Here is a 25,614-nt window from a genome sequence, read left to right as displayed (position 1 = left end):
GGCTGAAAACAAAAAAGAGGCGACTAAGCCTCTTTTTTATTCATAGCATTATACTGTCGTTACGCGCCATTTATGGCTTTAATGACTGACGAGTAAAGCCTTTGTGACCACATTTAATACACGGAATGATTACAGTTGGGTGGTTATACGTTGTCTTGTGACCACACTCATCACAGACTAAAGTGCCTAAGCCTATCACCTCTCCTGCTTCATATAGCCCTTGATGCTCTAAGTCATCGAACAACTCAACCCACTCAACTTTAGTTCGGTCAGTAATCTCTAACAGCCCTTGCCATATCGAGTCCGCAATCGTTAAGTAAAACGGGCCGCTTTTGCTATCCTCGTAACTCTCTGAAAACTCTTTTAAGTCTGCTTTAAGGTACGCTTTGATTAAAGCCAATTCATCTTTGGTCAAGTCATTAGCAGCATCCACCACTTTGCCCGACGTCTCAATCGCTTTGTTAACTTCTTCCGGACTGTGCTTCAAGGTTTCAATCACATCCTCGAGCATTTCCTCATAACCTGTTTTACGTTTAGGCATAACTGACCTCCATCTTTCTCCTACCTGCGTCACTTAAGGGCGCATGGGTACAGATTGGCTATTGTTGTGATCCCTAGCTTTAGGTATTCTATGACGATCTATTTAAGTCTGTTCTAACCGAACTCACAAATTCCAAGATAACGGATACCATCGATGCAAGAACAATACAACCCACAAGATATTGAACAAAAAGTTCAAAAGCACTGGGATGACAACAAAACCTTTGTTGTAAGTGAAGACCCAAATAAAGAAAAATTCTACTGTCTGTCCATGTTCCCATACCCAAGTGGTCGACTGCACATGGGTCACGTGCGCAACTACACTATCGGTGATGTAGTATCTCGTTTCCAACGCCTACAAGGCAAAAACGTGATGCAACCAATCGGTTGGGACGCATTCGGTCTACCTGCAGAAAACGCAGCAGTAAAAAACAAAACTGCGCCAGCACCTTGGACTTACGAAAACATCGAATACATGAAGAACCAACTTAAGCTTCTAGGCTTTGGTTACGATTGGAACCGTGAATTCGCAACATGTACACCGGAGTACTACCGCTGGGAACAAGAGTTCTTCACTAAACTTTACGAGAAAGGTTTAGTTTACAAAAAGACTTCTTCTGTTAACTGGTGTCCTAACGACCAAACTGTTCTTGCAAACGAGCAGGTTGAAGACGGTTGTTGCTGGCGTTGTGATACGCCTGTAGAGCAAAAAGAAATCCCTCAATGGTTCATCAAAATCACTGAGTACGCTCAAGAGCTACTAGACGACCTAGATAAGCTTGAAGGTTGGCCTGAAATGGTAAAAACCATGCAGCGCAACTGGATTGGTCGTTCTGAAGGTGTTGAACTGAAGTTTGAAGTTAAGGGTCAACAAGACCTAGAAGTTTACACAACACGTCCAGATACGCTAATGGGTGTGACTTACGTGGGTATCGCAGCCGGCCACCCTCTTGCAGCTCTTGCAGCAGAGAACAATCCAGAGCTTGCAGCGTTTATCGACGAATGTAAGAACAACAAGGTTGCAGAAGCTGAGCTAGCGACAATGGAGAAGAAAGGTATGGCAACTGGCCTTACTGCTATTCATCCATTGAACGGCCGCGAAGTACCAGTATACGTAGCAAACTTCGTACTGATGGACTACGGTACAGGCGCGGTAATGGCTGTACCTGCACACGACCAACGTGACTACGAGTTCGCAACGAAGTACGGTCTAGACATCGTGCCAGTTATCAAGCCTGCTGATGGCAGCGAGCTAGACATCTCTGAAGCGGCATATACAGAGAAAGGTGTACTGTTCGATTCAGGTGAATTCGATGGCCTAGAATTCCAAGCGGCGTTCGATGCAATTGCAGCGAAGCTAGAAGCAGAGGGCAAAGGCACTAAGACTGTAAACTTCCGTCTACGCGACTGGGGTGTATCTCGTCAACGTTACTGGGGCGCACCAATCCCAATGGTAACGACTGAAGACGGTGAAGTTCACCCAGTACCTGCTGACCAACTACCAGTGATTCTTCCAGAAGACGTGGTAATGGACGGCGTCACTAGCCCAATCAAAGCAGACAAAGAGTGGGCGAAGACAACCTTTAACGGCGAACCTGCTCTACGTGAGACAGATACGTTCGATACGTTCATGGAATCTTCTTGGTACTACGCGCGTTACTGTTCACCACAAGCGGACGACATCCTAGACCCAGAAAAAGCAAACTACTGGCTACCAGTAGATCAATACATCGGTGGTATCGAGCACGCTTGTATGCACCTACTGTACTCACGCTTCTTCCACAAACTACTGCGCGATGCGGGTTACGTAACTTCTGACGAACCGTTCAAGCAACTACTGTGTCAAGGCATGGTACTGGCTGATGCGTTCTACTTCGAGAACGAGAAAGGCGGCAAAGAGTGGGTAGCTCCAACAGACGTAGCCGTTGAACGTGATGGTAAAGGCCGCATTACTTCTGCTAAAGACACTGAAGGTCGTGATGTAACGCACTCAGGCATGATCAAGATGTCTAAGTCTAAGAACAACGGTATCGACCCTCAAGAAATGGTAGACAAGTACGGCGCTGACACAGTACGTCTATTCATGATGTTCGCGTCTCCAGCGGACATGACACTTGAATGGCAAGAGTCTGGCGTAGAAGGTGCGAACCGCTTCCTAAAACGTGTTTGGAAACTAGTGAAAGAGCACACAGCGAAAGGTGCAGCAGAAGCAGTAGATACCTCAGCGCTTTCTGGTGATCAAAAAGCACTTCGCCGCGACGTTCACAAGACTATCGCGAAAGTGACGGACGATATCGCTCGTCGTCAAACATTCAACACCGCGATCGCAGCGATCATGGAGCTGATGAACAAACTAGCGAAAGCGCCTCAAGAATCTGCGCAAGATCGTGCAATCCTTGACGAAGCACTGAGAGCTATTGTTGTCATGCTTTACCCTATCACTCCGCATATCTCATACGAGCTATGGGCAGCACTAGGTGAAACAGACATTGATAACGCGGCATGGCCGACGTTTGACGAAAAAGCGCTAGTTGAAGACGAAAAAACTATCGTTGTTCAAGTTAACGGTAAGCTACGTGCGAAGCTAACAGTCCCAGCTGATATCTCTAAAGACGATATCGAACAGCTTGGTCTAAACGACGAAAACGTGGTTAAGTTCACTGATGGCCTGACTATTCGTAAAGTTATTTACGTTCCAGGTAAACTGCTGAACATCGTTGCAAACTAATCGCAGCTGTCAATTTGTCTCTGTTTAGCGAACTTATTTGTTAACCAAGAGTCATTAAACAGGGTAGTTTTCTACCCTGTTTATTTACCTCAAACCATTCACATGAGTGGTTTAAGGTAAATAACCCCTTCAATTTAGGATGAATACAATCAATGCGCTTTTTCTCTTTGATTAAACTACCAGTGGTATTGGTATTAGCGGGGCTTCTTTCTGCCTGTGGTTTTCACCTTCGCGGCGAGTATTCCGTACCGGAAGAGCTGCACACTATGTCTTTCTCCAGCTACGATGAATACAGTGAATTAACTCGCTATGTTCGCTCTCAACTCGAACTGAACAAAGTTGAACTTGTTCAACCATCATCGACGGTACCCAACCTTCATTTGACGGAAGCGACAATCGATGAGCGTACACTATCGCTTTATCAAAATAGCCGTGCAGCAGAAAAAGAGCTGACATACGTAGTAAAATACCGTGTGACAATTCCTGGCTATGGTTCTAAAAACTTTACGACAACAGTAAACCGCAACTACCTAGACAACCCGTTGACCGCACTTGCAAAATCTGTTGAGCGTGACGTAATTGAAGACGAGATGCGCTTGCAAGCTGCAAAACAGATGATGCGCCAGTTGGGCCGTATTCGTGCCGAATATGAAGCAGGACAAATCTCTGAGCCAGCGAACAAAAACTCTTAGTCACTATGCGAATTTATGCCGATAAGCTAACGGATCATTTAACTAAACAAGTTAAACAGGTTTACTTAATCTTTGGTAATGAGCCGTTACTGATTCAAGAAAGCCGCCAAGCAATCCAAAAGGCAGCGTTTCAGCAAGGTTTTGAGGAAAAACACCGTTTTGCGGTGGATGCTAGCATCGACTGGAACCAAGTTTACGACTGTTTCCAAGCGATGAGCCTGTTTTCAAACCGTCAATTGATTGAGCTTGAAATTCCTGAAAGTGGCGTAACAACCGCCGTCAGCAAAGAGCTGCAAACACTGTGTGATATGCTTCATGATGACATCATGCTCGTCATTGTTGGTAGCAAACTGACCAAAGCCCAAGAAAATGCGAAATGGTTCAAAGCATTAAGCTCAAAAGGCGATTGGGTAAGCTGCTTGTCGCCAGACCTTCAACGCCTACCTATGTTCATTCAGACACGTTGCCGCACGTTGGGAATAAAACCCGATCAGCAATCACTGCAAATGTTGGCTCAATGGCATGAAGGTAACCTATTTGCATTGACACAAAGCTTAGAGAAATTGGCCCTACTCTATCCGGATGGTGAGCTGACCATCATACGTTTAGAGGAAGCCCTAAGTCGCCATAATCACTTCACTACCTTTAACTGGATCGACGCCTTACTGGCAGGTAAAGCAAACCGTGCACAACGTATTCTTCGCCAACTTGAGGCGGAAGGGGTTGAGACCGTGATCTTGATTCGAAGTGTACAAAAAGAGTTGAGCCAACTTTTAAATATGCATCAAGACTTAACTCAAATGGGAATGAACCAGGTATTTGAGAAATATCGAGTTTGGCAAAACAAGCGTCCACTCTATAACGCAGCACTGACCCGCTTATCAGCGAGTCGTATTTGTGCATTGCTCTCCTTGTTGGCTCAAGCCGAGATAAAAGCCAAAACTCAGTATGACGAGTCTGTATGGCCAACTATTCATCAGTTGAGCTTAGAAACCTGCTCTCCTGATATTAAGCTGGCAATTTAAAAATCAAAGCGTGATATAGTGCGCGACCTGTTTTGCAAGCAAGAATGTAAAACACTTTAGAGATAAGAGACAAACCGAGGAAAACCGAGTGCTTCGCGAAGAACTGAAAGACTTTTTAGCTGATAAAGCCGACGACATGAAAGCGGAAGACATTATCGTCCTAAATGTGGAAGATAAATCAAGCGTGACAGATTACATGATCATCTGTACTGGTACATCCAAACGCCACGTTTCATCCATCGCTGACCATGTTGCAACAGAAGTGAAAAAAGCCGGTCTTGAGCCACTAGGAATGGAAGGTGAAAACGAAGGTGAATGGGTAGTCCTAGATATGGGCGACGCCATGCTTCACGTGATGCAAGAAGAGCACCGCGAACTCTACCAGCTAGAAAAACTCTGGGGTTAATCTTTTGAAAATTCAACTAATTGCTGTTGGCACAAAAATGCCAAAATGGGTTGAGGAAGGCTTTCAAGAATATCGTCGCCGTTTCCCGCATGATATGCCGTTGGAGTTGATTGAAATCTCTGCTGGTAAGCGTGGTAAGAATGCCGATATCGCTCGCATCCTGCAAAAAGAAGGAGAAGCGATGCTCGCGGCGGTACCAAAAGGCAACCGTATCGTCACGTTAGATATCCCAGGTAAAAAATGGGACACTCCTCAACTCGCTGAGCAGTTAGAAGCTTGGAAATTAGATGGCCGTGATGTATCAATATTAATCGGCGGTCCTGAAGGACTCGCTCCTGCATGCAAAGCTGCAGCAGACCAAAGCTGGTCATTGTCTGCCTTAACGCTACCCCACCCTCTAGTGCGTATCGTAATGGCAGAAAGCTTGTACCGAGCGTGGAGCATCACCGCTAACCACCCTTATCATCGCGAATAATCGTTGTTTAACTTTAGAGCCAAGCGTTAATGATTCGTAAACGACGCAGTCAAATCCGAGATTATCAAGCCGAAGCGCGTCTGTTTGCCAGCCGCGCTATTGTTGCTTTTATCGGCATTGTTGTCTTGATGGGAGCTCTGGTTGCCAACATGTACAACATTCAGGTGAACCAGTTTCAAGACTATCAAACCCGCTCGAACGATAACCGCATCAAAGTAGTGCCTATCGCGCCTAACCGAGGTCTAATTTATGACCGAAATGGCGTTTTACTGGCAGAGAACCGTCCCGTCTTTAACTTAGAACTGACCCCAGAAAAAATTAAAGACATTGATGCAACCATCCAAGAATTACAGACTATTCTGGAAATTACACCAGACCAGATTGAACGTTTCCACCACGAGCGTAAACGGACTCGTCGATTTAAATCGGTCCCACTGCTTACCCAACTGAACGAAAAACAAGTAGCGGTATTCTCCGTCAATCAGTACCGCTTTCCAGGTGTGGAAATAAGTGCGACCTTAAAGCGCTACTACCCTTTCAGCGAAGTCTTAACCCACGTGATTGGGTATGTTTCTCGAATCAATGATCGCGACATGCAGCGCCTGATCCGAGAAGAAAAAGACGCAAACTATCAAGCCACTCGCGACATTGGTAAGCTGGGTATTGAAAAATACTACGAAGACCTCTTACACGGTACAGCCGGATATCAAGAAGTCGAGGTAAACAGCCGCGGCCGAGTAATTCGTACCTTAAAGTACGTTCCACCTGTACCCGGAAAAGACATCGTTTTAAACCTTGATATCAACTTGCAGTTGTACGTACACCAATTATTGGACGGCCGCCGAGGCAGTGCTGTAGTAATCGATCCTAGAGACAACGGCGTACTGGCTATGGTTTCGAGCCCTAGCTACGATCCTAACTCGTTCGTGCACGGAATCTCAGGTAAAGACTATCGCGCCCTTTTGAACGATAAAAACCGTCCTTTGGTCAACCGCACTACACTTGGCATTTACCCTCCTGCGTCTACCATCAAACCATTTATGGCGGTAGCCGCGCTGCAAGAAGGTGTCGTCACACCTAACACCACACGAAATGACCCTGGTTATTGGCGCATACCAAACTCCAACACACGCCCGTTTCGTGACTGGTTGCGTTGGGGGCACGGGCGCGTCGATATCATTAAGTCGATCGAAGAGTCTGTTGATACCTTCTACTATCAAATCGCTTATGACATGGGTATTGACCGTATTTCGAATTGGATGATGATGTTCGGTTTTGGTGATTACACTGGCATTGATATCTACGAAGAAAGTAAGGCGAATATGCCGACTCGTGACTGGAAAATGTCTCGCCATAAAACCCCATGGTATAAAGGTGATACGATCCCTGTGGGTATCGGCCAAGGATATTGGACAGCAACACCAATGCAAATCGCCAAAGCAACCTCCGTATTAGTAAACGAGGGAGAAGTGATCGCACCTCACTTGCTCAAAGCGACGATAGAAAATGGTAACGACTTCGAAGAGCAGCAAACGACAGAATACGTGACTTACCCACCAATCAAGAATGTGCCTAAAAAGTACTGGGATATGGCGAAAGAAGGCATGCGTCGGGTAAACCATGGCACGCGCGGAACAGCTCGTCGCTCATTCTACAAAATGAATTATGAAACAGCGGGTAAATCAGGTACTGCACAGGTCTTCGGTCTGGGTGAAAACGAAGAGTACAACGCCGATGAGATCGCCGAGCACTTACGTGACCATGCGTTATTTACTGGCTTTGCACCATTTGATGATCCTAAAGTGGTCGTCACTGTAGTACTAGAAAATGCCGGTGGTGGTTCTAGTAACGGTGCCCCAGTAGTAAGGAAAATTTTTGACCGAGTCGTTCTTGGTCCAGAAGAAATTGAGCCTGAAAACAATGCGAAGAAAGAGGTAAAACAGTAATGAAGATGGATCCCTCTACAGGTAAAAATCGCGCCCTGTTTGAACGCTTCCATATCGACTTACCACTCCTACTTGGCATACTGGCCCTGATGGGGTTTGGCCTGGTGATCATGTACAGCGCCAGTGGCCAAAGTTTACTGATGATGGATCGCCAAGCCATGCGAATGGTGCTTTCACTCGTTGTGATGCTCGTCCTTGCACAGCTTTCTCCACGAACTTACGAAAGCTTGGCACCTTTGATGTTCGTTGGTGGCGTTATACTGCTTTTCGGCGTGCTGTTTTTCGGTGAAGCATCGAAAGGCGCGCAGCGTTGGCTTAACCTCGGTTTTGTGCGCTTTCAACCGTCAGAGCTATTGAAGCTCGCGGTGCCATTAATGGTAGCTCGCTATGTTGGTAGACAGCCCCTCCCACCAACGCTAAGAACACTCATTGTTGCACTGATTATGGTCTGCTTACCAACCATTCTCATTGCAAAACAGCCTGACTTAGGTACCTCAATCCTGATCGCGGCTTCCGGTATTTTTGTTATCTTCCTCGCAGGCATTAGCTGGAAAATAATTGCTGGTGCTGCGATTGCATTAGGTGGTTTCATTCCAATTCTGTGGTTTTTCTTGATGCGAGAGTATCAAAAAGTGCGAGTTCGTACTCTATTTAACCCGGAGTCTGATCCGCTAGGAGCGGGCTACCACATTATTCAGAGTAAAATTGCGATTGGCTCCGGCGGTATTTCCGGCAAAGGTTGGTTGCAAGGTACGCAGTCACAACTAGAATTTCTTCCTGAACGACACACTGACTTTATCTTTGCAGTAATTGCTGAAGAATGGGGTATGATTGGCTTCCTTTGCCTTTTAGCCATCTATCTATTTATTATTGGACGAGGTTTATATCTCGCCAGCCAAGCGCAAACCGCATTTGGACGAATGATGGCAGGCAGTATTGTACTCAGCTTCTTCGTGTATATTTTTGTAAATATTGGCATGGTAAGTGGCATCCTACCTGTAGTAGGTGTACCGTTGCCACTCATCAGTTATGGCGGCACATCAATGGTAACCTTGATGGCTGGTTTTGGTATTCTGATGTCGATTCATACGCACCGAAAAGCATTCTCTAAGGCGACCTAGACATGCAAAAACGCGCTTTATATTCCTTGGTTTTCTCTGCTCTTATTTTGGCAGGCTGTTCATCAACTAGCCAAAAAGAACAAGAAGGCCGTTACGAACTCGAATCCGATGTTGCACCGGATACACCGCTTTCAGTCGAACACATCGAGGATGCGCATCCTAAATATGAACCGTACAGCCTAGGTGGGAACAAAGATTACCACTTACGTGGCAAAGACTACAAAATAGTTCGCAATGCGAAAGGCTTTAAAGAAAAAGGCCGAGCATCTTGGTATGGGAAAAAATTCCAAGGTCATTTGACTTCTAATGGCGAAATCTATGACATGTACTCAATGACGGCAGCGCATAAAACGCTACCGTTACCAAGTTACGTAAAAGTTACCAATACTGACAACGGCAAAACCACCATAGTACGAGTTAATGACCGAGGTCCTTTTCACGATGGCCGTATCATTGATTTAAGCTATGCCGCCGCGCACAAGTTAGATGTCATAAAAACAGGCACCGCGAACGTGGAAATTGAAGTGATCAGTATCAATCAGCCCACGGATAAAAAGTCATTAGAAGCGCACCCTAGGTACGTTATTCAAGTGGCATCATCAAAAAATGAAGAACGCGCGCGAACTTTAGGTACCGAGCTTGGTCAAAAATTGGATACAGAAACTTTCCTAGAGAGTGCGAAAGAGTCTTATCGCTTGTTGTTAGGGCCATTTACTGACTATTCCCTGACGCAAGCCACATTAGATAAAGTAAAGTTGCTCGGCTATTCGTCTGCATTTATTAAAAAACACAACACTGCCAAATGACCTCGTGTCATGAATTTCTCTTTGATCCCCCTCTTACATAACTAGGGATTCTGATAAGATGTCTGCAGTTAACCCAAAAATTTGAATTACCATGAATAAAAATAAGTTTGTGAAATCTATTCTCGTTTCTTCGGTTGCCCTTTCTGCAACTTTCGCTCAATCTGCTCTTGCATCACCTATCGTTGTTCCAGATGCCCCTCAAATCGCGGCGAAGGGCTACGTGCTGATGGATTACCATTCAGGTAAAGTACTGGCAGAGAAAGAGATGAACACAAAATTGTCTCCAGCTAGTCTGACTAAGATGATGACCAGCTATGTAATCGGCCAAGAGCTAGCGCGTGGTAATATCTCAGAAGATGATGATGTCACCATCAGTAAAAATGCGTGGGCGAAAAACTTCCCTGATTCATCAAAGATGTTCATTGAAGTAGGCACAACAGTTAAAGTACGTGACCTGAACCGAGGTATCATCGTCCAGTCAGGTAACGATGCCTGTGTTGCGATGGCAGAACATATTGCAGGTTCAGAAGATGCATTTGTTGACCTAATGAACGCTTGGGCCAACACATTGGGTATGACTAACTCGCACTTTGCCAATGTTCATGGCTTAGATAACGCAGAATTGTACTCAACACCATACGACATGGCACTGCTAGGTAAAGCACTTATCCGTGACGTACCAAATGAGTACCGAGTGTACTCAGAGAAGAAATTTACTTACAACGGCATCACCCAATACAACCGTAACGGTCTACTTTGGGATAAGAGCATGAACGTTGACGGCATCAAAACGGGTCACACAAGTAATGCGGGTTACAGCCTAGTAAGTTCAGCAACTGAAGGTCAAATGCGCTTGGTTGCGGTCGTTATGGGTACTAAAGATGCCAATGCTCGTAAGTCAGAAAGCAAAAAGCTGCTAAGCTACGGCTTCCGTTTCTTCGAAACAGTGGCACCGCACAAAGCAGGTGAAACGTTCGTAGAAGAAAAAGTGTGGATGGGTAACAAAGACACCGTAGCACTGGGTCTTGACCAAGATACTTACGTAACACTACCGCGTGGTGAAGCGAAAAACCTAAAAGCAAGCTTCGTCCTTGAAAAAGAGCTAGAAGCCCCAATTAATAAAGGTGATGTAGTTGGTAAGCTATACTATCAGATCGATGGTGAAGATATTGCCGAGTACCCACTAATGGCACTAGAAACCGTAGAGCAAGGTAGTCTATTTAGCCGCATGTGGGATTACATCGTATTGTTATTCAAGAGCTTCTTCTAAAAAGAACGTTAGAGTAGCAAACTTATTCGCAAAGCCGCCTGAATGGGCGGCTTTTTAAGTTTGAGCTCCTCGTCTTGAGTTCCCCCTAATTTGACTGTACTATTTCGCACCGCAACGAATATCTACTGGAGTTATCGATATGCTAACCATCAACTCTGATGCAAAATTAAAAGACCTGCTTGAGTTCCCTTGTTCATTTACTTACAAGGTAATGGGTCATGCAAAGCCTGAACTTCCAGAGCTTGTTCTTGAAGTTATTCAGCGCCATGCTCCAGGTGACTACAGCCCGACCGTTAAACCAAGTGCTAAGGGCAACTACCACTCTGTGTCAATCAACATTACTGCAACCTCTATCGAGCAGGTTGAGACACTGTACAAAGAGTTAGGTGAAATTGACATCGTACGCATGGTTCTATAATTTTTTGATAGATTAAATTTTTTTTGAAAGCAGCTTTGGCTGCTTTCTTTTTATTTATCAAAGAGATAACGAGGCTTTACATCGCTTTCAGTTAAAAATCTGTTACGCAGCGGTAGAGCATCAGGGTTATCCGGTTTATAATCCAAAAACTTTATATATTAGCAACAGGAATTCCCATGCAACACCAACTTGTTGTAAAACGACTTGGCCGCCAAGACTATGAGCCTGTATGGAAGGCGATGCATGAGTTCACCGACCAACGCACAGAAGAAACCCGTGATGAAGTCTGGTTGGTAGAACATAACCCAGTATTTACGCAAGGACAGGCAGGTAAAGCTGAGCACTTGATTAACACTGGCGATATTCCTGTTGTACAAAGTGATCGCGGAGGTCAGGTTACGTATCATGGCCCTGGTCAGTTGGTCGCCTACTTCTTGATCAACCTACGCCGCAAAAAATTAGGTGTACGAGATCTCGTTACCACAATCGAGAACCTCGTGATCAACACGCTAAAAGCATACAATATTGGCTCAGCCGCGCGACCTGACGCACCAGGTGTCTACGTTGCCGGTAAGAAAATATGCTCTCTCGGTTTACGCATTCGTAAAGGATGCTCGTTTCATGGTTTAGCCTTGAACGTAAATATGGATTTAACACCGTTTCTGCGTATTAACCCTTGTGGTTATGAAGGTATGGAAATGGTTCAGGTCAGCCAATTTGGCGGCCCAGACAATGTAGAAGCCGTAGAAAAACAATTAATAGAAGAACTCGTTACTTTGCTCGATTATGAGCAAGTAGAATTCAGCACAGAAGCACCTTCTCAAGGTAATAAAGCATGAGCAAACCAATCCAGATGGAAAAAGGCGTTAAATATCGTGACGCCGATAAAATGGCATTGATTCCCGTAAAGAACATGCCTACAGAGCAGAAAGAAGTGCTACGTAAGCCTGATTGGATGAAGATCAAGCTACCAGCCGACAGCCAACGAATTCAAGACATCAAAGCGGCGATGCGTAAGAATAAACTTCACTCCGTATGTGAAGAAGCATCTTGCCCGAACCTAGCGGAATGTTTTAACCACGGTACAGCAACCTTCATGATCTTAGGTGCTATTTGTACTCGTCGTTGTCCTTTCTGTGACGTTGCTCATGGCCGCCCATTACCACCGGAAGCAGAAGAGCCTCAAAAACTGGCGAAAACCATTGCCGATATGAAGCTGAAATACGTAGTAATCACTTCTGTTGACCGTGACGATCTGCGTGACGGCGGTGCACAACACTTTGCCGATTGTAACCGCGAGATCCGTGCGTTAAACCCGCATATTAAGATTGAAACACTGGTTCCTGACTTCCGTGGTCGCATGGATGTAGCGCTTGATCTAATGAAAGACAATCCGCCAGATGTCTTCAACCACAACTTAGAAACAGCGCCACGTCTTTACCGTAAAGCTCGCCCAGGTGCGAACTATAAATGGTCACTTGAGCTTCTTAAGAAGTTCAAAGAGCAGCATCCCGATGTACCGACCAAGTCTGGTTTGATGATGGGCCTTGGTGAAACCAAAGAAGAAATCATCGAAGTACTGAAAGATCTACGCGCACACGGCGTAACGATGCTGACTCTAGGCCAGTACCTAGCGCCAAGCCGTCACCACTTGCCAGTAGAACGTTACGTTCCACCATCAGAGTTTGACGAGCTAAAAGAAGTTGCACTAGAACTTGGCTTCACGCATGCAGCGTGTGGTCCATTTGTGCGCTCTTCTTACCATGCCGATATGCAAGCTCAAGGTATCGAGATTAAATAAGCTCTCGCTTGTTTTGAAAAGAAAGGTTGGCTCAGTGCCAACCTTTTTTGTATCTGGAAAATGATGATAAAAAGCCATTCTACCACTGTCATTCTGAACAGCGAGGAACGAGCGTGATTCAGAATCAGTTTTCAGAGTACTGATGATTTTTAGGGAAACTCTGAGTAAAAGAGTGTGCCTTAACAAGATTCCTGATCTCGCCTAGGCTCGTCGGAATGACGTGGTTTCGATATATTGAAAAGGGACAGTGTTGGTAGCCATCCCCTTATCACACACTCTCGCTATATCTCATTCCAAACGCCAGACAAACAAAAAGGCCCTCAATTGAGGACCTTTAGTATATCAACGTTCAAAATAGATGAGTCGAGTTCTAGAAGAACACACGGAGTTTGCGCGAGCAAATGAGTATGTTCGACACCGAAATCGACTCATTCTATGAAGAACAGTTATGCGTAAACTGGTAGACGCTTACAAATTTCTAGCACTTTCTGTTTAGTCGCTTCGATAACTTCTTCGTTGCCGATGTTATCTAGAACGTCACACATCCAGTTTGCTAGCTCTTTTGCATCTTCTTCAGTGAAGCCACGGCGAGTGATCGCTGGCGTACCTACACGGATACCAGACGTTACGAATGGGCTGCGTGGGTCATTTGGTACTGAGTTCTTGTTTACAGTGATGTTTGCTGCACCTAGTGCCGCGTCTGCGTCTTTACCAGTGATATCTTTGTCGATTAGGTCAACAAGGAACAAGTGGTTTTCTGTACCGTTAGATACGATTTTGTAGCCACGCTCTTGGAACTGACCAACCATTGCTTTTGCGTTTTTCACTACGCGAGCTTGATAAGCTTTGAACTCTGGCTCCATCGCTTCTTTGAACGCTACTGCTTTACCAGCGATAACGTGCATTAGAGGACCACCTTGACCACCAGGGAACACTGCTGAGTTCAATTTCTTGTACATATCTTCGCCAGCATTTGACAAGATAAGACCACCGCGAGGACCTGCTAGTGTTTTGTGCGTCGTTGTTGTTACCACGTGAGCATGCGGTACTGGTGTTGGGTATTCACCGGCAGCGATAAGACCAGCTACGTGCGCCATATCAACAAATAAGTAAGCACCTGCTTTGTCAGCGATTTCACGCATGCGTTTCCAATCAACGATTTGCGAGTAAGCAGAGAAACCACCGATGATCATCTTAGGTTTGTGTTCAAGTGCTAGCTGTTCCATCTCGTCGTAGTTGATTTGACCAGCTTCATCGATACCGTAAGGGATAACGTTGTAGTGCTTACCCGAGAAGTTTACTGGTGAACCGTGAGTTAGGTGACCACCGTGCGCTAGGCTCATGCCTAAAACTGTATCGCCAGGGTTAAGAAGCGCCATGTAAACTGCGCTGTTTGCTTGAGAACCTGAGTGAGGCTGTACGTTAGCGTACTCACAACCAAATAGTTGGCATGCACGCTCAATTGCTAGTGCTTCAGCTTTATCTACGTACTCACAACCGCCGTAGTAACGCTTACCTGGGTAGCCTTCAGCGTATTTGTTCGTTAGCTGAGAACCTTGCGCTTCCATTACACGTGGGCTTGTGTAGTTTTCAGAAGCGATAAGTTCAATGTGTTCTTCCTGGCGAAGAGTTTCTTCCTGGATAGCTGCGAACAGTTCCGCATCGTAATCTGCGATGTTCATATCACGCTTAAGCATCTGTATCTCCTGACTCAGATTAGTACTGAAAGTTGCAAAAAAACTGTTGAATGACCCGACGCAAACGTTTTCGTCACCCTAATGGCGCGCATTCTACATAATTTGATTTAGGTCATAAAGAGAAATTTACAATTTTTCTCATGCAGTTTTTTCATGATGACAAGCAATGTTTATCATGCCAGCATTGCAATCGCATAACGACAATCTATTGCCTGTCAAATTTGTGCTTTACACCCTGTAAAACAGCAATTACATAGGTTTACCGTAAATTTTACCCTCTAGCTACCGAAAAGATCATCTTTTTACTACTATGCACGCCTTATTTATCACTAATGACTGCAATATTGATGGAAAAACACTCATTAAAAGAAGACTGGATAGCGATTCTCACGGGTACCTTTTTAGTAGCTCAAGGCGTTTTCTTTCTCCAATCCGCGAACCTTCTAACGGGAGGCACGACTGGATTGGCTCTGCTTATTAGCCAATTTACACCTTTTACCTTTGGTGTGCTGTACTTTTTAGCAAACAGTCCTTTTTACTTACTAGCATGGAAACGCTTCGGCCGTCATTTCGCCATTAATAGTGCCATTTCTGGCGCGTTGGTTTCTATCTTTGCCGATCATCTTTATTTGCTAATCTCGCTCGAATCGGTAAATGAAGTTTATTGCGCCGTCGCAGGCGGGCTTTTAATGGGGCTCGGTATGCTGATCCTATTCCGACATCGCTCCAGCTTGGGTGGCTTTAACGTGCTGTGTTTGTTTATCCAAGACAAATTTGGCATTTCAGTTGGCAAAAGCCAAATGGCAATCGATGCATGTATCCTGTTTGCTTCATTCTTCTTTGTCACACCAGAAGTGATTGGCCTTTCAATTTTGGGGGCGTTTGCACTCAATCTCGTGTTAGCGATGAACCACAAACCGCACCGCTATTCCGTGACCTACGGTTCATAAATTTTTGATAATGATTGAAGCGCGATTTATAAGATTTCGCGCTCCAATCGCTATATAATACTTCGCGATTTCCAAATAGATCGGTACGGTATGCGCGACTTTCTGCAACAAGCTAAACAGACTCACAGTTGTATTGCGATTGGAGAGCTGATCTATAACCCGAAGACACAGACCCTTCATCAAGATGTTATCGCGATTGATCTTGAACCTCGCACCATTGAATTATTAGAACTGCTGTTAACAAGCGTTGGCCACCCACTCTCTGCTGACACCATTATTGAAACCATTTGGCAGAGCAAGTTCATCTCTAAGAATGTGCTCACGAACCGCATTAGCACCTTACGTGCCCTGCTACAGCAGTACTTACCCGAATACGATGCCGCTAAGCTTTTAGTCACTTACCCCCGCAAAGGCTACTTTCTTAACCCTGCCAATATTCGTTTGGTGCCACCAGCGAAAAGCCATCGACGCGTTATCCCAACTCAGGTTGCGAGGAATAAGAACTTCAAGCTGATTTTTGCTTATAGCTTGTGTGCCATACTTGCAGTTTGTAGCGTGACGCTCGCAAGCTTGTTATGGCAACGCCAAGAAATCTCAACACAACAAACACGTCATCAACTACTGATTCCCAAAGTCGAGCTACTACTCAACCGTGTCGATTCAATCGGCTCTCAGGCGCGAAAATACCGCATACTGGTCAAAGCCATCTTGCTGCAACAACAGGTCGAATATCCATACACCGACATCGCCAACCAAGATGCTCCCAGTTACTTTCTTGATCCTATCGGTCATGCGCCATATTTCCCTGGCGCACGAAACATGCAGACCAGCGACTACGAGCTCAATATCGAGTTAAAAGACGGCACAAAACAGGGCATCTTGAAAGCGCAGATGAACCTTATTTATCCTGCGACGGGCAAGCTAGCGTTTCGCAATGAGTACACACTGCGTTTATCTGACTTACAATCGGATATTTTCCAAATGCACTCGGATGTCGCGCAATACTTCAATCTGCCTGCACCTTCGGCAAGTACGTGGCAGCTTTCGGATATTCACAAAAAAATGTTATTCGAGAATGCCTTTTCTAGCCAACCTCTCCGACAATCTGATGAGTTTGCGGCTATAACAACGGCAAGACATCTCGCCTTATACGAGCACGAACATCAAAAGCTGGAAGCGTATTTAACTCAAGTACAATCGTCGTTTGATGTTTTGCCAGATGAGCTGAGCCTCTGGTTAGGTCTATTGCATTTCAAATTAGGTAACTTAGACAGGGCAAAAGCTCTGTTAACGACACCAGATGGCGACTCACGCATCCAAAACGCACTGATTTATACCTTTGTGTCTCACATTGCTTACAAGCAGAACAAACTTGAACAGTTCCGTCTCAACTACATGGAATCACTGGTGGCGCTGCTGCGCGTTTTACCTTCCGAAACCTTGTTTGAGCGTCTTTCTCAATCTGAATCCAAAGAGACTTGCCTCCAACCGTGGAAAACGTTGCATGTTAGTGTGACCGATCAAGAAATCATAAGCCGATGGAAAGCGCTCATTAACGAGTATTGCACTAATGTAGCCAACGAAATAAATCCAAATAAAACAAAGACCTAAATATAAAATTAAGCTTTCATTAACCCCTGTTATCTTTTGTTTTTTGCCCTTTTTCTCTCGCTGAACTTAGCATGCTCGCATTCAAGCAACGGCCCAACATGAAGCGGCCTTATCAATCAGGAATGTAAACCATGCTAAACAAAATGACGCTTATCGCAGCAGCAACTCTGGCTCTTTACGGCTGTGGCGGAGGTTCGTCTTCTGGCAGTGCGAATCCAAACAAAGTGCCTCAAGAAAGTTTCGACGTCTCGATTCACAACTCCATTTTCGCTCCTGTACCAAACACACAATTGAGCTATTCGTTTAGCTTGGATGGCCAACCAGAGGGCGACATGAAACTGAGCTTCCAAGCGATGGATAGCGAGCAAATATTGGCAGCATTGGCACAAATCCCAAACAGCGAGGCAATGGTCCAGTTGGTTAATGACTTGATGAACTACGGCGCCGAACAGTTCTACTATTCAGACGAGCAGTACAACGACGACGAAGAGAGCAATACGCTTTACTTTGCAGGATCAGATGGTGCACTCCATGAAATCACTGACGCTTATTTCATTGGTCATCAGTTTATTGCCATGCTTATGCACAGCGGTCCGATTTTCCGCCTAAACGGTGACAACGTAAAAGAGAAAAGCCCGAATATTGACATCGGTGAAGAAACTATGTCTCTGCAAACCACTCTTACAGGCTACTCAGTTCACAACCTACTAGACCGTTTTGAAGAGCATGAGTGGGTACAAAACCTTCCTATGACAGCATCTTGCCAAGTGGTTTGGCAACAGCAAATCCGAGAAACTGGCGTGCGTAAAGCGTTCTCGATCTCAGGCAAGAAAATTGAAGCGGCATACCTGATGGAAGAGAACATCTACAACCTAAACTGTGATGATATGGACTCAATGGAGTTCGCCACTTCGGCAGAACGTTGGTTTAATCCGAGCTTAGGTCTGATTGAACAAATTGAACTGCTGAAAGTACAACAAGTACAAATCAACGAAGAGAAAGTGCAGCTAACAGCGATTGAAACAAAATAAGCTCGCATTTTTTAGAGATATCTCAATAAAAGAAGGCTTTGGGGAGCACACCAAAGCCTTCATCTCGAACATCAATCTTAGGGGTGATGACACCCGAGTTTATTCTTCTATCAATAAAATACGAGTTTCGTAAGGTCGTAACACTTGATGGTTTGACGCGACTGCGCTCGCTGAGTTTTGATAGTTAGATAGCAAGTTTTTCGCTTTACTCATATCAAAACGTTCTGGCAGAACGCATTCCACCTCTTCTGCGTAGTAGTTATTGATACACAGCAGCGTTTGCTTATCGTTCTGACGAGCGTAAGCGAAAATACGTTTGTGCTCTGGCAGCAGGTCCTCGTAACGGCCATCGGTGATGACTGGAACCTGTTTACGCAGTTCAATCAGACGCTTGTAAAAGTAGAACACCGAGTTCAAATCGGCAACCGCAGCTTCAGCATTGATTTCAGAGTAATTCTGCGCCACTTCAAGCCACGGCGTGCCCTCAGTAAAGCCCGCGTGTTTTGCACTGTTCCATTGCATTGGTGTACGTGAGTTATCACGCGACTTCTGTGCCAAGATCGCCATCATATCGTCATGAGATACACCATCACGGTTGACCATGATGTCGTACATGTTAGTACTTTCAACATCACGATATTGGCTGATTTCGGTATAACCCGGGTTGGTCATGCCGATCTCTTCCCCCTGGTAAACATAAGGTGTGCCTTGCATCATGTGCACTGATGCCGCAAGCATCTTGGCAGATTCAACACGGTATTGCTCGTCGTTACCTAATCGGCTCACAACGCGTGGCTGGTCGTGGTTACACCAGAACAGCGCCCCCCACCCTTTGCCATTTAAGCCCGTTTGCCAATGATTGAAGATCTGTTTTAACTGAATGAAATCAAACGGCGCTTTGGTCCATTTTTCACCATTTGGATAATCGACTTTCAGATGATGGAAGTTGAACACCATGGATAGCTCTTTGCCGTCTAGCGAAGAATATTGCTGGCAGTGCTCTAGCGTAGTGGAAGACATTTCACCCACCGTCACGCTACCGTATTTTTGAAACACAGATTCGCTAATCTCTTGAAGGTATTCGTGCACACGTGGACCATCCGTGTAGAAACGACGACCATCACCAATATCGTCACTTGGAAAATCTTGCTGCTTGGAAATCAGGTTGATAACGTCGAGACGGAAACCATCGACACCTTTGTCTGCCCAGAAGCTGATGACTTCTTTCACTTCTTCACGCACTACTGGGTTTTCCCAGTTTAAGTCCGCTTGCTCTTTAGCAAAAAGGTGCAAATAGTACTGGCCTGTTTTTTCATCCAGCGCCCAAGCGTTGCCACCAAACTTTGATTGCCAGTTGTTTGGTTCAGCACCATCTACCGGATCTTTCCAGATGTAGTAATCACGGTATGGGCTGTTTTTATCACCCAGTGCGGATTGGAACCACTTGTGTTCTGTCGACGTGTGGTTCACTACAATGTCCATGATGATACGAATACCCAACTGATGCGCTTCTGCTAGCAAAGTATCGAAATCTTCCATAGTGCCGAACTGTGGGTTAATCGAGTAGTAATCGGATATGTCATAACCGTTGTCGATCATTGGCGATTGGTAAACCGGCGTCAGCCAAATCGCATCCACACCAAGATGCTTAAGATAATCCAGCTTAGAAATGATCCCTTTGATGTCGCCCGTGCCTTTACTGCCACTGTCACAAAAGCTTTTTGGGTAAATTTGATAGATGGTTGCGGTTTTCCACCAGCTCTCATCATGCTTGGTCATAGCCATTTCTAACACTCACTTACCAGTAATCGGAAACTTAAAATTTGAAAAGAAAAATAGGAGGAGGCAGCCAAGTCACTGCCTCAAATAGAATTACGCGTTTGCAGGCTCAAGCTCACCTTTGGCTTGTGCACGCTTATAAAGAATTAACGTTAATGCAGCAGGTACTAGCATTGCGACTAACATAGCCAAAGCAAAAATGCCCCAGAACTGCGGTTGGATAGACAAGATGCCCGGCAAACCGCCCACACCGATACCGTTCGCCATTACGCCCGCACTACCACAAATAGCAGCAGCACACGCACTACCGATCATCGCGCTCAGCATTGGGAACTTGTATTTCAAGTTGATACCGTACATCGCCGGCTCGGTCACACCAAGGTAAGCAGAGATAGCCGCAGGCACCGAGATATCACGCTCGCCATGTTTTTTACTGATGATAATGATGCCGACGACCGCAGACGCTTGAGCAATATTTGAAAGCGCAATCAGAGGCCAAATTGGCGTGCCGCCTAGCTCTTGCATTAATTGAAGGTCAACCGCGTTGGTGGTGTGGTGAATACCAGTAATGACCAATGGCGCGTATAGGAAGCCGAAGATGGTTGAGCCAATCATTGCGAAGTCACCTGTCATGGCTGCTTTTGCTGCGAAAGCAACACCATCACCCAACATACGACCGAATGGGCCAATGATAGAGTGCGCAAGAATCACAGACACGATGATAGAGACAAACGGCACAACCACTAGGTAAAGGTAAGACGGAATGATGCGTTTTAAGTTGGTTTCAATAAACGCCAGTGCCATACCAGCGAGCATTGCCGGAATCACTTGCGCTTGGTAGCCCACTTTCTCGATGGCAAATAAGCCAAAGTCCCATACTTCAGGCACTTGCTTACCAATTAGGTAGGCGTTCATTAACTGTGGCGAAACCAGCGTGACACCAAGCGTGATACCCAAAATCGGAGTACCGCCGAGTTTTTTCACTGTCGACCAACACACGCCAACTGGTAGGAAGAAGAAGATTGCTTCACCAATTAGCCATAGGAAAGAGTGTACCGTTGCCCAAAACTGGCTGATTTCCGTTAGCGTTTGACCATCAAACATCTTGATGTCGCCAATCACGTTACGGAAGCCAAGAATCAGACCACCGGTGATGATCGCTGGTAGCAGTGGTACAAAGATTTCTGCAAGGTGGGAAATACCACGCTCAACGATATTCATGTTTTGACGAGCAGCGTTCTTCGCTTCGTCTTTGCTGGCTTCACTTTTACCCGTCAGTCCGATCAGTACCTTGTAAACTTCATCCACTTCAGTACCGATAACCACTTGGAACTGGCCTGCGTTGGTAAAACAGCCCTTCACCATCGGTAATGTTTCTAACTGTTTCGTATCTGCTTTGTCCGTATCATTTAGAACAAAACGCAAGCGAGTTAAACAGTGACTTACACTGGCAATATTGTCCGGCCCCCCGACCAGCTCAATAAGACGCTCCACGTCTTTACGCGCAATCTTACTCATAACTTTGTCCACCCTGTATTGGATACATTCGATTCATCATTTTGTTTTTATAAATGGGAACATTCCCATTTCTTAATTTTAATATTGCCATTCGAAGACAAAAAAGAAAATGGGAACAGTCCCATTAATTGAGAATGATCACAGTATAATTTTAGAGCAGATCGTTTTAGTGTGGGTCAATAAACGATAGGCTGTTGAGTAAAGTGAACCACTTCCTCATCGCCATTTAATTGATTGATCAGCATGTTAGCGGACTTCTCACCTGCAAGGGTATAACCTGGGTCGACACTAAATACTTTAGGGAAAAGGAAAGAGAGCAATTCATTACCACCAACACCTGTCACAACCACGTCTTCACGTCCTAACTCTTGAAGACGCTTAATCACGCCCAACGCGATAGTGTCACTGGCGCACACGATGGCCTGAGTATCAGATTGAAGGACTTTGTCTACCAACTGATAAGCACTTTCATGGCTCAACTTACCCGTTTGGAAACAAGGTGCAATTTGCTTGCGTTGACACCAAGCTTTATAAGCATTTAGACGAGCTAAGCCAGTGGTTTTGTCTTCAGGATCAACACCAATATAAGCAATGCGAGATAAAGATTGCTGCTCAAGGTGAGACAAAGCCATGTCTATCACACCTTGGTTATCGTAGTTGATCGAGGAAACCATTTGCGTGTCCATCGCGATCACGACGATACGACTCCCCCACTCCGCCAATGCTCGCTCATCACATCCAGTAAAGCCAAACACGATCACCCCATCGACGTTGCGACGTTTAAGCACATCCAAATGCTCATTGGTTTTATCGCGATCGAATTGGCTCTCCATGATCACCGCATCATAACCAGCGGAATACAAAGCATTGAGCATTGTACCAACGGCGCGATTTTCTGATGGTGAATCTAAACGGGAGATGATAACCCCAATAACCTTTTGACTGCCACCACGCATCGACTGCGCCGACTTTGATGGGACGTAGCCTGATTCACGAATGATTTGCTCTACCTTCTCACGCGTTTGCGGTTTTACCTTGGGATCATTGGTAAGCACACGGCTGACCGTCGATTTGCCCACGCCAGCCAATTTCGCGATATCAAGAATGGTGAGTTTTTTGCTCATAAGTGTTCAGACTAAAAGAAGGAATCAAACAAAAGGGAAGCAGTGGCTTCCCTTATCTCAGTCAGTAATTAAGATTACTTGTTTAAGTACGCAGGCACATCTGCAATGCTATCTAATACTACCGTTGCAATAGCTTCGCCCTGTTCCGTTACTGGCTTACCAGTGCGAACCAAAATCTTAGTGCCAACGCCTGCCGCTTCTGCTGCCATCATGTCTTCAGCTTTATCGCCGATCATCACAGATTTCTCCATGTCGATCTTCAAGAAGTCACGCGCAGAAATGAACATGCCTGGTTTTGGCTTACGGCACTCACAATCTTGCTTGTACTCGCCAATGCCATGTTCTGGATGATGTGGACAGTAATAGATACCATCGAACTCAACACCATTATCAGCAAAGTTCCAATCCATCCATTGAGTCAGAGACAAGAAACGGTCTTCACTGAATTTACCGCGTGCGATGCCCGATTGATTCGTCACTAACACTAGAAGGTAGCCTTTATCTTTTAGCGCTTTCGTCGCTTCAAAAACACCATCAATGTACTCAAAATCATGTTCGTCATGAACGTAGCCGTGGTCAACGTTTATCACGCCATCACGATCGATAAAAACAGCAGGTTTTGCCAAAACGTATTTCTCTATTAACTCGGTTTAATCAGATTATTACATACCTTATAAACTTCAACACTATCTAATTCATTCTTGGCCTCGACAAAACGGTTGATTTGTTGGGCAAGAATCGGTAAATCTGAGGGTGCCCTGCCGTCTACCTCCTGCTTGTTATCTATACATCTTCGTTTCAAAACAGAACATCCATACATTTAGACGTCTAGACGTAAAAATATCTATTGACTTCATTCTGCTTAACCCATAGCATCAACTGAAAATTGAGATAAAGCTCAACATTAAGTTCTGTCAAAGGCCGTTTTTGACAGCGAAGTTCCCCGTATCTTTGGGCAGGTTGAAACATGATAGAAATAAAAAACGTCAATAAAGTGTTCTACCAAGGCAGTAAGGAAATCCTTGCCCTGAAAGACATTAACTTACACATCGACAAAGGCACCATCTTTGGTGTTATCGGTTCATCAGGTGCTGGTAAAAGTACGCTGATCCGCTGTGTCAACATGCTAGAAGCGCCGACCTCTGGTTCCATCATCGTTGATGGTGTGGATCTAACCAAACTCAGCAAAAAACAACTAGTCGAAACACGCCGTAACATTGGCATGATCTTCCAGCACTTTAACCTGCTTTCGTCTCGTACTGTGTTTGATAATGTGGCATTACCCCTAGAACTGGCAGGTAAAGACAAATCGCAAATCACAACAAAAGTAACTGAGTTGCTAAAGCTTGTAGGCTTAGCCGACAAACACGAGAGCTACCCATCTAACTTAAGTGGCGGACAAAAACAGCGTGTGGCAATTGCTCGTGCATTGGCATCCGATCCTAGCGTGCTGCTTTGTGATGAGGCCACTAGCGCACTAGATCCAGCAACAACTCAATCTATCCTTGAGTTATTGAAAGAGATCAACCGCAAACTCAACATCACGATTTTACTTATCACTCACGAAATGGAAGTCGTAAAAAGCATCTGTCACGAAGTAGCAATCATCGGTGGTGGTGAGCTGGTGGAAAAAGGCACCGTTGGCGATATTTTTGCGCACCCTAAGACAGAGCTGGCACACCAATTCATTCGCTCAACGCTGGATCTTTCCATTCCTGAAGATTACCAAGCACGTCTGCAAGCAGAGCGTGTTGATGGCAGCTATCCGTTGGTTCGCTTAGAGTTTACTGGCGCAACCGTCGATGCACCGTTAATGTCGCAAATTTCTCGTAAATACAATATTGATGTGAGTATTTTGAGTTCCGACCTTGATTACGCTGGTGGCGTGAAATTCGGCATGATGGTCGCAGAGCTATTTGGTAACGAAGAAGATGACAACGCAGCTCTTGAATACCTGCGTAAGCACAACGTAAAAGTAGAGGTACTTGGTTATGTCCTTTAATACGATTTCTGAATGGCTGAGTTTAAACAGCAAACTACTTTTAGGTGCAACGTGGGAAACACTTTACATGGTTGCGGTTGCCGGATTAGTCGGCTTTGCTGTGGGTATTCCATTAGGCGTAATCCTCCATATTACTAAGAAAGGCGGCCTACTTGAAAACACCAAACTAAATAGCGGCTTAGGCGCTATCGTTAACATTGGTCGCTCAGTGCCATTCCTCGTACTGATGGTTGCGATTATTCCAGTGACAAAAATGCTGGTTGGAACCTTTATCGGTACAACCGCAGCAATCGTCCCACTGACCATTGGCGCCATTCCTTTTGTCGCTCGTCTTATTGAAGGTGCTTTATTAGAAGTACCGACAGGCTTGGTGGAAGCAGCGCAGTCAATGGGGGCGACACCAACACAGATCATCACAAAAGTTCTACTACCTGAAGCAATGCCGACTATTGTTAACTCAGTAACGATTACCTTGGTCACTCTCGTTAGCTACTCAGCTATGGCGGGTACGGTAGGCGGCGGCGGCCTAGGTGACGTAGCTATTCGTTACGGTTTCCACCGCTACGATGTAACTATCATGGCCGTGACTGTCGTGATGTTGATTGTTCTAGTACAGATTATTCAGTCTATCGGCGACGCAGTGGTGCGCCGTGTAGACCACAGATAAGCATCAA

Annotated in this window: 23 protein-coding genes; 17 read left to right on the top strand and 6 right to left on the bottom strand. The window is 45.3% G+C overall.

Annotated features, from left to right (window positions below; translation table 11 throughout):
* Positions 1-70 precede the first annotated feature (70 nt).
* A complete protein-coding gene (locus tag KJB35_RS09180) occupies positions 71-541 on the bottom strand; it encodes a zinc ribbon-containing protein (RefSeq protein ID WP_005373024.1) in 471 nt (156 codons plus the stop codon).
* Positions 542-694: 153 nt separating this feature from the next.
* Between KJB35_RS09180 and leuS the strand changes: the two genes are divergently transcribed.
* The 12 genes from leuS (at position 695) to lipA (ending at position 13,228) form a co-directional block, all read left to right on the top strand.
* Positions 695-3,268, top strand: coding sequence for a leucine--tRNA ligase (gene leuS / locus KJB35_RS09175; RefSeq protein WP_104975937.1), 2,574 nt, complete (start codon positions 695-697; stop codon positions 3,266-3,268).
* 152 nt (positions 3,269-3,420) lie between these two features.
* Positions 3,421-3,960: an LPS assembly lipoprotein LptE gene (gene lptE / locus KJB35_RS09170; protein WP_005384122.1), complete on the top strand. Its 540-nt coding sequence runs from the start codon at positions 3,421-3,423 to the stop codon at positions 3,958-3,960.
* Between the two features lie 5 nt (positions 3,961-3,965).
* On the top strand, positions 3,966-4,985 hold the full coding sequence (holA, locus tag KJB35_RS09165) for a DNA polymerase III subunit delta (protein ID WP_238843133.1): 1,020 nt from the start codon (positions 3,966-3,968) through the stop codon (positions 4,983-4,985).
* 88 nt (positions 4,986-5,073) lie between these two features.
* The gene (gene rsfS / locus KJB35_RS09160) at positions 5,074-5,391 is read left to right on the top strand and encodes a ribosome silencing factor (protein ID WP_005373015.1); all 318 of its coding nucleotides are present in this window, start codon (positions 5,074-5,076) and stop codon (positions 5,389-5,391) included.
* 4 nt (positions 5,392-5,395) lie between these two features.
* The gene (gene rlmH, locus KJB35_RS09155; RefSeq protein ID WP_017821762.1) at positions 5,396-5,866 is read left to right on the top strand and encodes a 23S rRNA (pseudouridine(1915)-N(3))-methyltransferase RlmH; all 471 of its coding nucleotides are present in this window, start codon (positions 5,396-5,398) and stop codon (positions 5,864-5,866) included.
* A gap of 29 nt (positions 5,867-5,895) precedes the next feature.
* Positions 5,896-7,812, top strand: coding sequence for a penicillin-binding protein 2 (gene mrdA, locus KJB35_RS09150; protein WP_005384126.1), 1,917 nt, complete (start codon positions 5,896-5,898; stop codon positions 7,810-7,812).
* Positions 7,812-8,933 (top strand): rod shape-determining protein RodA, encoded by a 1,122-nt coding sequence (gene rodA / locus KJB35_RS09145; protein WP_005384128.1) that lies wholly within the window; start codon positions 7,812-7,814, stop codon positions 8,931-8,933. Before mrdA ends, rodA begins: the two co-directional genes overlap by 1 nt.
* 2 nt (positions 8,934-8,935) lie before the next feature.
* Entirely contained in the window at positions 8,936-9,739 is an 804-nt protein-coding gene (locus KJB35_RS09140; protein WP_017635670.1) for a septal ring lytic transglycosylase RlpA family protein, read from the top strand.
* A 91-nt stretch (positions 9,740-9,830) separates the two neighbouring features.
* Positions 9,831-11,009, top strand: a complete 1,179-nt coding sequence (locus KJB35_RS09135) for a serine hydrolase (RefSeq protein ID WP_005384132.1) — start codon at positions 9,831-9,833, stop codon at positions 11,007-11,009.
* A 139-nt stretch (positions 11,010-11,148) separates the two neighbouring features.
* Positions 11,149-11,427, top strand: coding sequence for a DUF493 family protein YbeD (gene ybeD, locus KJB35_RS09130; RefSeq protein WP_005384135.1), 279 nt, complete (start codon positions 11,149-11,151; stop codon positions 11,425-11,427).
* Between the two features lie 176 nt (positions 11,428-11,603).
* Complete coding sequence (gene lipB, locus KJB35_RS09125; RefSeq protein ID WP_053350277.1) at positions 11,604-12,266, top strand: lipoyl(octanoyl) transferase LipB; 663 nt, start codon at positions 11,604-11,606, stop codon at positions 12,264-12,266.
* Positions 12,263-13,228, top strand: coding sequence for a lipoyl synthase (gene lipA / locus KJB35_RS09120; RefSeq protein WP_005391329.1), 966 nt, complete (start codon positions 12,263-12,265; stop codon positions 13,226-13,228). Before lipB ends, lipA begins: the two co-directional genes overlap by 4 nt.
* Before the next feature lie 446 nt (positions 13,229-13,674).
* Here lipA and glyA read toward each other — a convergent pair whose 3' ends face one another.
* A complete protein-coding gene (gene glyA / locus KJB35_RS09115) occupies positions 13,675-14,925 on the bottom strand; it encodes a serine hydroxymethyltransferase (RefSeq protein WP_005381985.1) in 1,251 nt (416 codons plus the stop codon).
* A 347-nt stretch (positions 14,926-15,272) separates the two neighbouring features.
* Between glyA and KJB35_RS09110 the strand changes: the two genes are divergently transcribed.
* The 3 genes from KJB35_RS09110 (at position 15,273) to KJB35_RS09100 (ending at position 18,517) form a co-directional block, all read left to right on the top strand.
* Positions 15,273-15,875 (top strand): YitT family protein, encoded by a 603-nt coding sequence (locus tag KJB35_RS09110; protein WP_017635671.1) that lies wholly within the window; start codon positions 15,273-15,275, stop codon positions 15,873-15,875.
* 90 nt (positions 15,876-15,965) lie between these two features.
* The gene (locus KJB35_RS09105) at positions 15,966-17,486 is read left to right on the top strand and encodes a winged helix-turn-helix domain-containing protein (protein ID WP_054700862.1); all 1,521 of its coding nucleotides are present in this window, start codon (positions 15,966-15,968) and stop codon (positions 17,484-17,486) included.
* Positions 17,487-17,617: 131 nt separating this feature from the next.
* Positions 17,618-18,517, top strand: coding sequence for a hypothetical protein (locus KJB35_RS09100; RefSeq protein WP_005383600.1), 900 nt, complete (start codon positions 17,618-17,620; stop codon positions 18,515-18,517).
* A gap of 99 nt (positions 18,518-18,616) precedes the next feature.
* Here KJB35_RS09100 and treC read toward each other — a convergent pair whose 3' ends face one another.
* From treC to gmhB, 4 genes are all read right to left on the bottom strand, one after another.
* Positions 18,617-20,302: an alpha,alpha-phosphotrehalase gene (gene treC, locus KJB35_RS09095; protein WP_238843132.1), complete on the bottom strand. Its 1,686-nt coding sequence runs from the start codon at positions 20,300-20,302 to the stop codon at positions 18,617-18,619.
* A gap of 87 nt (positions 20,303-20,389) precedes the next feature.
* Positions 20,390-21,814, bottom strand: coding sequence for a PTS trehalose transporter subunit IIBC (gene treB, locus KJB35_RS09090; protein WP_005383602.1), 1,425 nt, complete (start codon positions 21,812-21,814; stop codon positions 20,390-20,392).
* Positions 21,815-21,990: 176 nt separating this feature from the next.
* Positions 21,991-22,938, bottom strand: a complete 948-nt coding sequence (gene treR, locus KJB35_RS09085) for a trehalose operon repressor TreR (protein WP_238843130.1) — start codon at positions 22,936-22,938, stop codon at positions 21,991-21,993.
* 74 nt (positions 22,939-23,012) lie between these two features.
* Entirely contained in the window at positions 23,013-23,564 is a 552-nt protein-coding gene (gmhB, locus tag KJB35_RS09080) for a D-glycero-beta-D-manno-heptose 1,7-bisphosphate 7-phosphatase (RefSeq protein ID WP_005381961.1), read from the bottom strand.
* A 341-nt stretch (positions 23,565-23,905) separates the two neighbouring features.
* Between gmhB and metN the strand changes: the two genes are divergently transcribed.
* Together metN and KJB35_RS09070 are read left to right on the top strand one after the other, a co-directional pair.
* Entirely contained in the window at positions 23,906-24,940 is a 1,035-nt protein-coding gene (gene metN / locus KJB35_RS09075; protein ID WP_005381962.1) for a methionine ABC transporter ATP-binding protein MetN, read from the top strand.
* Complete coding sequence (locus KJB35_RS09070) at positions 24,930-25,607, top strand: methionine ABC transporter permease (RefSeq protein WP_005383604.1); 678 nt, start codon at positions 24,930-24,932, stop codon at positions 25,605-25,607. Before metN ends, KJB35_RS09070 begins: the two co-directional genes overlap by 11 nt.
* Positions 25,608-25,614 lie beyond the last annotated feature (7 nt).

Origin of the sequence: Vibrio sp. D431a (genome assembly GCF_030248655.1) — a bacterium.
In the GTDB taxonomy this organism is placed as follows: Bacteria; Pseudomonadota; Gammaproteobacteria; order Enterobacterales; family Vibrionaceae; genus Vibrio; species Vibrio alginolyticus.
This window is presented reverse-complemented; position numbering and strand designations above follow the sequence as displayed.